Consider the following 12,022-nt stretch of genomic DNA (forward strand, 5'->3'; position numbering starts at 1 on the left):
GCTCTCGCTCCGGGCGGCGCCCCCGTCGTCCGTCCCGCTCAGGCGGTCCGCGGTTCCGCACGCCGGATCGCCGAGGCGGGGCCCCGCTCGGGATCCAGGACGACGGCGGCGACGCGGTACGCGGGGTTCAGGGCCGACCAGATCTCGTCGAGCAGCTCCGGCCCGTCGTGTGCGGCCACCGTGGTCTCGTCGAAGGGGCCGGCGACGTCCACGGTGCTGCCGTCGGAGCGGTAGGTGGTGAGCAGGACGGCCTCCCCCGGCTCCAGGTCCCGGACGGTGAGCGTCATGACGTTGGTGGACGTCCGGGAGCCCAGGCTCGGACGGGCCGCGCCGAAGACGGCGGTGCGTCCGCCGTCACGGCTGAGCAGCGCCGTGATCCGTGAGGTGCGGATCGGGGGGTCGGGCTCGTACTCCAGTCCGCCGAGGGATTCGGCGGGGGCGATGCCCTTGTCCAGCCGCCCGGCGACCTGGGCGACCTGCTCGCCGTTGCCGAACACCAGCCAGTCGGCGGTGTGGAGGGCCGCGGCGTAGTGGCGCAGCGGATCGTGCTCCACGGGGGCCACGGGCCCGACGGTCAGTTCGTCGCCGTCCACGCGCAGCGCGCGGTCCTTGGAGGCGGCGCTGCGGCCCGTGAGGAAGTAGGCACCGAGGACGGCGCTGGACCGGGTCCGGGCGCAGAGCACGCCCCGGCCCGGATAGGGATTGGCCGAGAGGAGATCGGTCAGGTCTGTCATGTCACGCTTTCGTCAGTGGTGCGAGCCCCGGGGACCGGAGCTGGTTACTCCGGTTCGTGGTCCGGGCCGCCGAAGTCGGGGCTGGTGAAGTCCGGACTGGTGAAGGTGGGACGCGGGGCCGCCGCCGGCCCGTCGTCCGGGCTGGAGAAGTCCGGGCGGCTGTAGCCGATCTTGGGGATGCGGTGGGGCGAGCGGTGCGGGACGCGGGCGGCCGTGGCGGCGCCCGGGTCGGCGAGGGCGTCCCTCAGGAAGGGCAGGATGCCCCGTTCCAGCAGGGCGTGCCGCCAGGCCTCGCGGGCGCGGGCCACGTCCTCCGGCAGTTCCTCGCCCGGTTCCTCCGCGTCCTGGTCGTCCGAGCCGTTGCGCATGGCGGTGACGAGCAGTCCGACGGCGGCGACGAGGATGGCGGCGGCGGTGACCGCGGCGAAGAACCAGCCCGCGCCGACCATCGTGCGCGCGAACGCCGGCGGCGGGTCGAGCATCTTCAGGAGGTAGCCGACCAGCAGGAAGATCAGGGCGGCGGTCCCGGCCAACAGCGGTGCCAGGACGGTGACGACCGCGCCTATGCCGGCCCCGGACTGCGCACCGGCCGGGAGGGTGTCCGCCTCCGCGTCCTCGTCCGCGGCGGCGGCCGCCCGGACCTCCTCGCGGGCCTTCACGTAGTGGTCGTACTCGGTGGCGGCGGCAGCGGTGATCAGCGCCGTGGCGGCCATGGCCATGGTGCGCAGCTGCACCGGATTGAGCCGTTCTCCGACGGCGGCCAGATCCGGTCGTTCATGAGCGTGGCGCAGTGCGTCGTCGAGGATCCGCTCGTACTCGGGGCGGTCCTCGGTCAGCAGGTGCGGAGCGCTGTTCATGTGCATCCCCCGATGCTCCGTAGGGCCTGAGCACCCGGACGGACCGGGCGGTCGGGCGGAAACGGAGGAGAGCCTGCTACTGGTACGCCGATGGTAGAGCGCCCACGGCACGGGGTGACAGGGTGTTTCCGTAAATAGGCCCGGAGGCTGGCGTGTTCAGATCGGGATGCGTCTTCCCGCGAGCGCGTCAGTCATGCAGGGGGAGTTGGGCGACCAGGAGCTTTCCGGCCATGGTCACTCCGCCGTCCATGGCGATGGCGAGGCCTTCCGCGTACACGTGCGGACCGTCCACCACGGGTCCGGCGCCGTCCTCGCCCTCCTCCGTCCCGACCTCGCCCAGGAGGTACGGAATGGGGCTGTGACCATGGACGATGCGCCGGCCGCCGTAGGCCGCCATCAGCTCCTGGACGGCCTGTGCCCCGGAGTCGTCGCGGAAGGCGAACCGCTTGGTCAGCTTCCGGAAGAGGTCCCAGCACTCGTCGGCGTCGTTCCGCGTGAGAATGGCGTGCACCGTGTCGTTGACGTCCTCGATGGTGGAGCCGTAGTCGAGGTAGGCCGTCGTGTCCGAGTGCATCAGGAGGTGGTCGTCCTCCTCGACGACCGCGTCGAGCCGGGACATCCACTGGAGGTGGACGTCCTGGAGACGCTCCATGTCGGTCTTCTGGCCGCCGTTGAGCAGCCAGGCCGCCTGGAAGGTGGCGGTGCCGGCCCCGGAGTTGACGGGGGTGTCGCCGAACCGCTTGGCGCCGATCAGCAGCAGTTCGTGGTTGCCCATCAGGGCCTTGCAGTAGCCGCCGGCGGCGGCGGCCTCGGCGGAGAGGCGCATCACGAGGTCGATGACGCCGATGCCGTCCGGACCGCGGTCGGTGAAGTCGCCGAGGAACCAGAGCCGCGCGTTGCCCGCGGACCACTGGCCCTCGGCGTCGATCAGACCCTGTTCGGTGAGGGCGGCGACCAGCTCGTCCAGATAGCCGTGGACGTCACCGACGACGTAGAGCGGGCCGCGGCCCGGGTCCTGGGACGGCCTGGGCTCGGGCACGGCGCGCACCTGGACGGTGTCCTCCCGGGTGATCACCGGGAGGTCCCGTGCGGTCGGGGTGTACCCCTCCGGAGGCTCGCCCTCGGGAGCGGCGGCGCCCGGATGCGGTGGCGCGGGGGACTGCGCGTAGGGCGGTACGCGGAAGTCGCGCAACGTCGCCGTCCGCACCACGGGATCCTGACCGGCCCCCTGTGTCATCGACCCCTCCACCGCCTTCGTGCCGCCGTACACCTGACGGGCCCTGCTGGTCGGGGTCGTCCGCGGTGTCGTGGGCCCATCATAGGAATGAGGATCGTCCTCTGTGACGCACCAGGGGTGGTGAATCCTGGAGTGGGCCGGGTTCCTCGGTCGATTGATCCCAATTGGCCTGATCAGTCCCCTGCCGGTGACCGTGGCGCGCTCACGGTGGTGCGGGGCGGACGGCGTTGCGAGGAGGTCCGCACGATGAGTTCCGTCGGTATCACCCGCTCGACCGGACCGTCGTGGTCGACCCCTTCGATGGCGTCGATGAGCAGTTGGACGACGGCCGTGCCGATGCGGCGCGGCTTGAGCGAGAGCGTGGTGATGGGCGGCTCGGTCGTCGCGTAGACGGTCGATTCGGAGCAGCAGACCAGCAGCAGGTCCTCGGGGACGCGCAGTCCGTACCGCCGGGCGGCGGCCAGGAGGTCCGTGCCGTTGGGGTCGAAGAGGCCGTAGACGGCGTCCGGGCGGTCGGGGCGGGCCAGCAGCCGGTCGGCCGCCACCGCGCCCGCACAGGGGTCGTGGGCGGGGTAGGACTCGTAGACCGGGTCCTGTCCGACGCGCTCGCACCAGTGGAGGTACGCGGTGGTGGAGAGCCGGGTGTAGGTGTCGGTGGTGGTGCCGGTCAGCAGCCCGATGCGGCGGGCGCCGGCGGCGGCGAGATGGTCCAGGAGGTCGAGGACGGCCGCCCGGTGGTCGTTGTCGACCCAGGCGGTGACCGGGAGCGACCCGGCCGGGCGGCCGTCGGAGACGACGGGCAGCCCCTGGCGTACGAGCTCGGTGACGACCGGGTCCTGGTCGGAGGGGTCGATGACGACCGTGCCGTCCAGGGCGACGTTGGACCAGACGTCGTGGCGTGAGGTGGCGGGCAGGATGACGAGGGCGTAGCCGCGGGCGAGCGCGGCGGAGGTCGCGGCTCTGGCCATCTCCGCGAAGTACGCGAATTCGGTGAAGGTGAAAGGTTCATCCCCGTAGGTCGTCACGGTCAGGCCGATGAGGCCGGACTTGCCGGTACGGAGCGTTCGGGCCGCGGCGGAAGGGCGGTAGCCCAGGCGCTCGGCGACCTCGCGGACATGGCGGCGGGTGGCGTCCGGGAGCCGCCCCTTGCCGTTGAGCGCGTCGGAGACGGTCGTGATGGAGACCCCGGCGGCGGCGGCCACGTCCCGGATACCTGCTCGTCCCTGCCTGCCGCCGCGCCGGGGGGTCTCCGTCCGGCTTACCTGGTGCTTCCCTGCTGCTGTCATGGCGAGCCGATAGTAGGGCTCGGACGGGTACTTGGCCCGGCCGCATATGCAGCCGTTGACAGGCACGTTTCTGCATGATCAAAAGTAGTCAATGGCCTTGAGAAACAAGGGCGTTGGAGGGTTCCGCCGTCATGTGTCACGTGTCCGGCCGGATGGACCTGCCCTTGGGGCGATGTCTCGAAGAGGTCTCAACTCACCTCTTCGGGGGACGCGCGCCACGGCGCGAGCCACCGGCGCGCGCCATGGTGCGGAGCGCTCCCCCTCATTCCGGGGCCCACCGGGCGAATCCCCGTTCCGCCCATTCGCAGCGGCGGCCAATCCTCTTAAGGTGAGCAGTATTGATGTGTACAGACGGTCGAGGAGGACCTGCGGTGAGCGAGACGAGCCCCAAGCTGCGTGCGGAACTGGACGGCGTTCCCGCCTATGTGCCGGGCAAGCCGGCGGCGGCCGGCGGGCCGGTCGCCTTCAAGCTGTCCTCCAACGAGAATCCCTATCCTCCGCTGCCGGGGGTGATGGAATCGGCGCTGGCCGCGGCCGCGCACTTCAACCGCTACCCGGACATGGCCTGCACCGGTCTGATGAACGAGCTGGCCGAGCGTTTCGGTGTGCCCGTCTCGCACCTCGCCACCGGTACGGGTTCGGTCGGTGTGGCGCAGCAGCTGCTCCAGGCGACCTCGGGACCGGGCGACGAGGTCATCTACGCCTGGCGCTCCTTCGAGGCGTACCCGATCATCACGCAGGTCAGCGGGGCGACCTCGGTGAAGGTGCCGCTGACCGACGGTGAGGTGCACGATCTGGACGCGATGGCCGGGGCCATCACCGACCGGACCCGGATGATCTTCGTCTGCAACCCGAACAACCCGACCGGGACCGTGGTGCGCCGGGCGGAGCTGGAGCGCTTCCTGGACCGGGTGCCCTCCGATGTGCTCGTGGTGCTGGACGAGGCGTACAAGGAGTTCATCCGCGACGTCGAGGTCCCGGACGGCATCGAGATCTACCGGGACCGGCCCAATGTGGCCGTGCTGCGGACCTTCTCCAAGGCCTACGGCCTGGCCGGGCTGCGGGTGGGCTTCGCCGTGGCGCACGAGCCGGTGGCGGCGGCGCTGCGCAAGACCGCGGTGCCGTTCGGCGTCAGCCAGCTCGCCCAGGACGCGGCGGTCGCCTCGCTGCGCGCCGAGGACGAACTCCTGGGCCGGGTGGGCTCCTTGGTGGGCGAGCGGCAGCGGGTGCAGGAGGTGCTGGCGCGCCAGGGGTGGACGGTGCCGGAGTCCCAGGCCAACTTCGTCTGGCTGCGGCTGGGGGAGCGGACGGCGGACTTCGCGGCCGTCTGCGAGAAGGCCGGTGTGGTGGTCAGGCCGTTCGCGGGCGAGGGCGTGCGCGTCACGATCGGTGAGAACGAGGCGAACGATCTGTTCCTGAAGGTGACGGAGTCGTACCGACAGTCGCTGTAGCCCCGGCGCGGCCCCTGGCTGCGGTCCCGGCCCCGTATCTCGTGCGCGAGGTGCGGGGCCGTTCGCGTGCGCGGGGGCGGTGCGACGCGGGTGCCCCCGGTGACGCGACGAAAGGGACCCCCCCCGGTCATCGCTCCCGAAAGCATGTGCGCCATAATTGCTTGTGAATGTGAACGCGTTCACAAGCGTGTCCTGTTCCTCCCGTGATCGGGTGGATTCACGGGACAAACTGCCGGTGTAGCAACGGCGACGTAAGGAGAAGACGACGTGGAGCTGGCTCTGGCGCCGGAGACCCTGGCGCGATGGCAGTTCGGAACGACCACCGTCTACCACTTCCTCTTCGTTCCCCTGACGATCTCTCTGGCCGCGCTCACCGCGGGCCTGCAGACCGCCTGGGTGCGGACCAACAAGGAGAAGTACCTCAGGGCCACCAAGTTCTGGGGAAAGCTCTTCCTGATCAATATCGCCATGGGCGTCGTCACGGGCATCGTCCAGGAGTTCCAGTTCGGGATGAACTGGTCCGACTACTCGCGGTTCGTCGGCGACATCTTCGGTGCCCCGCTCGCGTTCGAGGCACTGATCGCGTTCTTCTTCGAGTCCACCTTCATCGGGCTGTGGATCTTCGGCTGGGACAAGCTGCCGAAGAAGATCCACCTCGCCTGCATCTGGCTGGTCTCGATCGGCACGATCCTCTCGGCGTACTTCATCCTGGCCGCCAACTCCTGGATGCAGCACCCGGTCGGCTACCGCATCAACAAGGAGCGCGGCCGCGCCGAGCTGACGGACTTCTGGCACGTGCTGACGCAGAACACCGCGCTCACGCAGTTCTTCCACACCATCACGGCGGCCTTCCTGGTCGGCGGCGCGTTCATGGTCGGCATCGCCGCCTTCCACCTGGCGCGCAAGAAGCACATCCCGGTGATGCGGACCTCGCTGCGGCTGGGCCTGGTCACCGTCGTGATCGCCGGCCTGCTCACCGCGATCAGCGGCGACCAGCTCGGCAAGGTCATGTTCAAGCAGCAGCCGATGAAGATGGCCGCCGCCGAGGCGCTGTGGGACGGACAGAACTCCGCACCCTTCTCGATCTTCGCCTACGGCGACGTGAGCAAGGGCCACAACACCGTCGAGATCTCGATCCCCGGGATACTGTCCTTCCTCGCCGACGACGACTTCAACTCCTACGTCCCCGGCATCAACGACATCAACAAGGCCGAGCAGGAGCGCTTCGGGCCCGGCGACTACCGGCCCAACATCCCCGTCGCCTTCTGGAGCTTCCGGTGGATGATCGGCTTCGGCATGGCCTCCTTCGGCCTCGGGATCCTGGGGCTGTGGCTGACCCGGAAGAAGTTCCTGCTGCCACCGGGGCTGCGCACCGGTGAGGACGAGGTACCGCATCTGGTGCTCTTCAGGAACAAGGCGCTGAGCCCCAAGTTCGCGCGGGTCTACTGGTTCCTCGCGCTGTGGACGCTGCTGTTCCCGCTGATCGCCAACTCCTGGGGCTGGATCTTCACCGAGATGGGCCGCCAGCCCTGGGTCGTCTACGGGGTCCTGCAGACCCGCGACGCGGTCTCCCCCGGTGTCTCGCAGGGCGAGGTGCTCACCTCGCTGATCCTCTTCACCGTGCTCTACGCGATCCTCGCCGTCATCGAGGTCAAGCTGCTCCTGAAGTACATCAAGGCCGGTCCGCCGGAGCTCACCGACGCCGACCTCAACCCGCCCACCAGGATCGGCGGCGACCACGACGACGCCGACCGCCCCATGGCCTTCTCCTACTGAGCGCACAGGGAGCAGAGAGATGGAACTCCACGACGTCTGGTTCGTGCTCATCGCCGTTCTCTGGACCGGCTACTTCTTCCTGGAGGGATTCGACTTCGGGGTCGGCGTGCTGACCAAGCTCCTGGCCCGGGACCGCACGGAGCGCAGGGTCCTGATCAACACGATCGGGCCCGTCTGGGACGGCAACGAGGTCTGGCTTCTGACGGCCGGCGGAGCCACCTTCGCCGCCTTCCCCGAGTGGTACGCCACGCTGTTCTCGGGCTTCTACCTCCCGCTGCTGATCATCCTGCTCTGCCTGATCGTGCGGGGTGTCGCCTTCGAGTACCGGGCGAAGCGGCCGGAGGAGCGGTGGCAGAGCAACTGGGAGCACGCGATCTTCTGGACCTCGCTGATCCCGGCGCTGCTCTGGGGCGTGGCCTTCGGGAACATCGTCCGCGGTGTCAAGATCGACGCGGACATGGAGTACGTGGGCAACTTCTGGGACCTGCTCAACCCGTACGCGATCCTCGGCGGGCTGGTCACGCTCTTCCTCTTCACCTTCCACGGGACGGTGTTCGTCGGCCTCAAGACGGTCGGGGACATCCGGAGCCGGGCGCGGGGGCTGGCGCTCAAGCTGGGCGCGGTCACCGCCGTGCTCGCGCTGGCCTTCCTGATCTGGACCCAGACCGACGGAGGGGACGGCTGGAGCCTCCTCGCGCTGATCGTCGCCGCGCTGGCGCTGGTCGCGGCGATCGGCGCGGTGGCCGCCGGGCGCGAGGGCTGGGCGTTCGCGCTCTCGGGGCTGACGATCGTGGCCGCGGTGGCGATGCTGTTCCTGACGCTCTTCCCGAACGTCATGCCGTCGTCGCTGAACGACGCCTGGAGCCTCACCGTCACCAATGCCTCGTCCAGCCCGTACACGCTGAAGATCATGACCTGGTGCGCGGGGATCGCCACCCCGGTCGTCCTGCTCTACCAGGGCTGGACGTACTGGGTGTTCCGCAAGCGGATCGGTACGCAGCACATCGCCGAAGCGCACTGAACGCACGGTGCTCCGGCCGCGTCATGGACGGGGCCGGAGCACCGGGCCCGTCTTCTCGATCATGCCGAGCCGCATGGGGTGTTTCACGTGAAACCGATCGATCCGCGACTGCTCCACCACGCCCGTGCCACCCGCCGCTTCCTGGCGGCCGTGGTGGTCCTCGGCGGAGCCGGGGCCGCCCTGGTCATTGCCCAGGCCATGCTGGTGGCCGAGGTGGTGGTGGGCGGCTTCGAGGACGGTCTCACCGCCTCGGGACTGCGCACCCCGCTCCTGTTGCTGGCCGCGGTCGCGCTGGGCCGTGCGCTGGTCTCCTGGCTCACCGAACTGGCCGCCCACCGGGCCGGGGCGGCGGTCAAGTCCGAACTGCGCGGCCGCCTGCTGGCCAGGGCGGCGGAACTCGGCCCCGACTGGCTCAGCGGGCAGCGCACGGGCTCGCTGGTGGCGCTCGCGACCCGGGGGATCGACGCGCTCGACGACTACTTCGCCCGCTATCTGCCCCAGCTCGGACTGGCCGTGGTGGTGCCGGTGGCGGTCCTGGCCAGGGTCGTCACCGAGGACTGGGTGTCGGCGGCGATCGTCGTCGTCACCCTGCCGCTCATCCCGCTCTTCATGATTCTCATCGGCTGGGCCACCCAGTCGCGGATGGACCGCCAGTGGCGGCTGCTCTCCCGGCTCTCCGGGCACTTCCTCGACGTCGTCGCGGGGCTGCCGACGCTGAAGGTCTTCGGCCGGGCCAAGGCGCAGGCGGAGTCCATCCGCACGATCACCTCCCAGTACCGCCGGGCGACCCTGCGCACCCTGCGGATCGCCTTCCTGTCCTCGTTCGCGCTGGAGCTCCTGGCGACGCTCTCGGTCGCCCTGGTCGCCGTCACCATCGGAATGCGGCTGGTCCACGGCGAACTGGACCTCTACACCGGCCTGGTGGTGCTGATCCTGGCCCCCGAGGCGTATCTGCCGCTGCGGCAGGTCGGGGCGCAGTACCACGCGGCGGCCGAGGGGCTCTCGGCCGCCGAGGAGATCTTCGCCGTCCTGGAGACCGAACCGCCCGCCGGTGGCACGGCCGGGGTGCCGGCCTCCCTGCGGCTGGAGCTGGAGAACGTGACGGTGCGCCACGCGGGACGTACCGAGCCCTCGCTCTCCTCGGCGTCCCTGGTGGTCGAGGAGGGGGAGACCGTCGCCCTCGTCGGCCCCAGCGGCGTCGGCAAGTCCACCCTGCTGAACGTGGTGCTCGGATTCACCGCGCCCGACGAGGGGCGGGTCCGGGTCGGCGGGACCGACCTGGCGGGCCTCTCCCCCGAACGCTGGCGCGAGCACATCGCCTGGGTGCCCCAGCGTCCCCATCTCTTCGCGGGCACCCTCGCGGACAACGTCCGTCTCGCCCGGCCCGACGCGGACGACGATGCCGTGGCGGCCGCCCTGCGCGACGCGGGCGCCGAGGACTTCGTCGCCCGGCTCCCGGAAGGCACCCGGACCCTGCTCGGCGAGGACGGCGCCGGGCTCTCCGCCGGACAGCGCCAGCGGCTCGCCCTCGCCCGCGCCTTCCTCGCCGACCGCCCGCTGCTTCTGCTGGACGAGCCGACCGCGAGCCTGGACGGCGAGACCGAGGCGGGCATCGTCGAGGCGGTACGGAGGCTGGCCGTCGGCCGGACCGTCCTGCTGGTGGTGCACCGCCCGGCCCTGCTGGCGGTCGCCGACCGGGTGGTGACCCTGGAACCTGCCCGGACCGCCGCCGCGCCCCCGTCGCCGCACCCGGCGGCCACGACCGGCTCCGGTACGGCGCACGGGCCGCTCGCGGTGCCGGACACGGTCCCCGAGGCCGAGGCGCCGAGGGAGACCGCAGCACACAGCGGCCATGTCCTCACCCGGGTCCGGGAGGCGGCCGGCGCGCAGCGCGGCCGGCTGCTGCTCGCCCTGCTGCTCGGAAGTCTGGCGCTCGGTTCCGCGGTCGGCCTGATGGCCGTCTCCGGCTGGCTGATCTCCCGCGCCTCCGAACAGCCCCCGGTGCTCTATCTGATGGTGGCGGTGACGGCGACCCGCGCCTTCGGCATCGGACGGGCGGTCTTCCGCTACGCCGAGCGCCTCGTCTCGCACGACGCCGTGCTCCGGATGCTCGCCGACCTGCGGGTGTCCGTCTACCGGGGTCTGGAGCGGATCGCCCCGGCCGGGCTGCGGCGCACCCGGCGCGGTGATCTGCTCTCCCGGCTCGTCGCCGATGTGGACGCCCTCCAGGACTACTGGCTGCGCTGGCTGCTCCCGGTGGGCACCGCCGTGGCCGTGGGCGTCGGCGCGGCCGGGTTCACCGGCTGGCTGCTGCCGGAGGCGGGACTCGTCCTCGCCGCCGGTCTGCTGCTGGCGGGAGCGGGCGTCCCGCTCGTCAGCGGGGCCTGCGCCCGCGCCGCGGAACGACGGCTGGCGCCCGCCCGCGCGGACCTGGCCACCCGGGTCACCGATCTGCTCGGCGGCACCGCGGAACTGACCGTCGCCGGAGCGCTCCCGGGGCGCCTGGAGCGGACCCGCCGGGCCGACGCCGTCCTGACCGCGATCGCCTCACGGGCGGCGACCGCCACCGCGCTCGGCGGCGGACTCGGGGCGCTGATCGCCGGTCTCACTGTCGTCGGCGCCGCCCTCGTCGCACTGCCGGCCGTGGCGGACGGGCGGGTCGCCGGGGTGGAGCTGGCCGTGGTCGTCCTCACCCCGCTGGCCGCCTTCGAGGCCGTCGCCGGTCTGCCGCTCGCCGTGCAGTACCGGCAGCGGGTCGCGCGCAGTGCCGAGCGGGTCTTCGAGGTGCTGGACGCGCCGGAGCCGGTCCGTGAACCGGTCACCCCGGCGGAGGCTCCCGCCTCGCCGTTCCCGGTGGAGGTGCGGGGACTGTCGGCGCGCTACCCGGGCGCCGCGCGGGACGCGCTGGAGGACGTCGACCTGACCCTGGAGGAGGGCCGGCGCATCGCCGTCGTGGGCCACTCCGGCTCGGGCAAGACCACCCTGGCCCAGGTCCTGCTGCGCTTCCTGGACGCGCGGGCCGGAAGCTACCGGATCGGCGGGGTGGAGGCGGCCGGGCTGGACGGGGACACCGTCCGGCGTTTCGTCGGCCTGTGCGCCCAGGACGCCCACATCTTCGACAGTTCGATCCGCGAGAACCTGCGGCTGGCCCGGCCCAGTGCGACCGACGCCGAACTGCGCGCGGCCCTCGGCCGGGCCCGGCTGCTCGACTGGGCGGAGGCGCTGCCGGACGGCCTGGACACGCTCGTGGGGGAGCACGGCGCCCGGCTCTCGGGCGGCCAGCGCCAGCGGCTGGCCCTGGCACGGGCCCTGCTCGCGGACTTCCCCGTGCTGGTCCTGGACGAGCCGGCCGAGCATCTGGACCTGAAGACGGCCGACGCGCTGACGGCGGACCTGCTGGCTGCGACCCGGGGCCGTACGACCGTGCTGATCACGCACCGGCTCGCCGGTCTGGAGGCCGTCGACGAGGTGCTGGTGCTGGAGGCGGGCGGAATCGTGCAGCGCGGGCCGTACGCGGTGCTCGCGGAGGTGGACGGCCCGCTGCGCCGGATGCGGGAGCGCGAGCGGGAGACCACCGAGGGCACACGGGGCCGGATGGTGGGCGCGGGCGGCTGAGGACGCGGCCACCCGGGTCCGGCGGCGGTGCGGACGCGGTGCTCA

The 12,022-nt window shown here is 71.5% G+C and carries 8 protein-coding genes; 4 read left to right on the plus strand and 4 right to left on the minus strand.

Features of this window, described 5'->3' with window-relative positions; all coding sequences use genetic code 11:
- Positions 1-38 precede the first annotated feature (38 nt).
- The 4 genes from ACZ4FH_RS01555 to ACZ4FH_RS01570 all read right to left on the minus strand — a co-directional run bounded on the left by ACZ4FH_RS01555 (position 39) and on the right by ACZ4FH_RS01570 (position 4,114).
- On the minus strand, positions 39-734 hold the full coding sequence (locus tag ACZ4FH_RS01555) for an IMP cyclohydrolase (RefSeq protein ID WP_467301550.1): 696 nt from the start codon (positions 732-734) through the stop codon (positions 39-41).
- A 44-nt stretch (positions 735-778) separates the two neighbouring features.
- Positions 779-1,597 (minus strand): hypothetical protein, encoded by an 819-nt coding sequence (locus ACZ4FH_RS01560; protein ID WP_467301551.1) that lies wholly within the window; start codon positions 1,595-1,597, stop codon positions 779-781.
- A 181-nt stretch (positions 1,598-1,778) separates the two neighbouring features.
- On the minus strand, positions 1,779-2,828 hold the full coding sequence (locus ACZ4FH_RS01565) for a metallophosphoesterase (protein ID WP_383631519.1): 1,050 nt from the start codon (positions 2,826-2,828) through the stop codon (positions 1,779-1,781).
- A gap of 173 nt (positions 2,829-3,001) precedes the next feature.
- Entirely contained in the window at positions 3,002-4,114 is a 1,113-nt protein-coding gene (locus ACZ4FH_RS01570) for a LacI family DNA-binding transcriptional regulator (protein WP_383631522.1), read from the minus strand.
- A gap of 371 nt (positions 4,115-4,485) precedes the next feature.
- On the opposite strand from ACZ4FH_RS01570, the gene hisC reads away from it, so the two are divergent.
- The 4 genes from hisC to cydD all read left to right on the plus strand — a co-directional run bounded on the left by hisC (position 4,486) and on the right by cydD (position 11,977).
- A complete protein-coding gene (gene hisC, locus ACZ4FH_RS01575; protein WP_467301552.1) occupies positions 4,486-5,565 on the plus strand; it encodes a histidinol-phosphate transaminase in 1,080 nt (359 codons plus the stop codon).
- Between the two features lie 267 nt (positions 5,566-5,832).
- Positions 5,833-7,341 carry a cytochrome ubiquinol oxidase subunit I gene (locus ACZ4FH_RS01580; protein ID WP_467301553.1) on the plus strand — a complete coding sequence of 503 codons (1,509 nt, stop codon included), beginning with the start codon at positions 5,833-5,835 and terminating at the stop codon, positions 7,339-7,341.
- 19 nt (positions 7,342-7,360) lie between these two features.
- Positions 7,361-8,362: a cytochrome d ubiquinol oxidase subunit II gene (gene cydB / locus ACZ4FH_RS01585; protein WP_467301554.1), complete on the plus strand. Its 1,002-nt coding sequence runs from the start codon at positions 7,361-7,363 to the stop codon at positions 8,360-8,362.
- A gap of 87 nt (positions 8,363-8,449) precedes the next feature.
- Positions 8,450-11,977 carry a thiol reductant ABC exporter subunit CydD gene (gene cydD, locus ACZ4FH_RS01590; protein ID WP_467301555.1) on the plus strand — a complete coding sequence of 1,176 codons (3,528 nt, stop codon included), beginning with the start codon at positions 8,450-8,452 and terminating at the stop codon, positions 11,975-11,977.
- Positions 11,978-12,022 lie beyond the last annotated feature (45 nt).

It is taken from the genome of Streptomyces sp. NPDC024555 (genome assembly GCF_055559335.1).

What these genes read in the sequence shown, in the direction of transcription:
- cydB (WP_467301554.1), top strand. Translation starts at nt 7,361, where the DNA reads ATGGAACTCCACGACGTCTGGTTCGTGCTCATCGCCGTTCTCTGGACC.
- ACZ4FH_RS01565 (WP_383631519.1), bottom strand. Translation starts at nt 2,828, where the DNA reads ATGACACAGGGGGCCGGTCAGGATCCCGTGGTGCGGACGGCGACGTTG.
- ACZ4FH_RS01555 (WP_467301550.1), bottom strand. Translation starts at nt 734, where the DNA reads ATGACAGACCTGACCGATCTCCTCTCGGCCAATCCCTATCCGGGCCGG.
- ACZ4FH_RS01560 (WP_467301551.1), bottom strand. Translation starts at nt 1,597, where the DNA reads ATGCACATGAACAGCGCTCCGCACCTGCTGACCGAGGACCGCCCCGAG.
- ACZ4FH_RS01570 (WP_383631522.1), bottom strand. Translation starts at nt 4,114, where the DNA reads ATGACAGCAGCAGGGAAGCACCAGGTAAGCCGGACGGAGACCCCCCGG.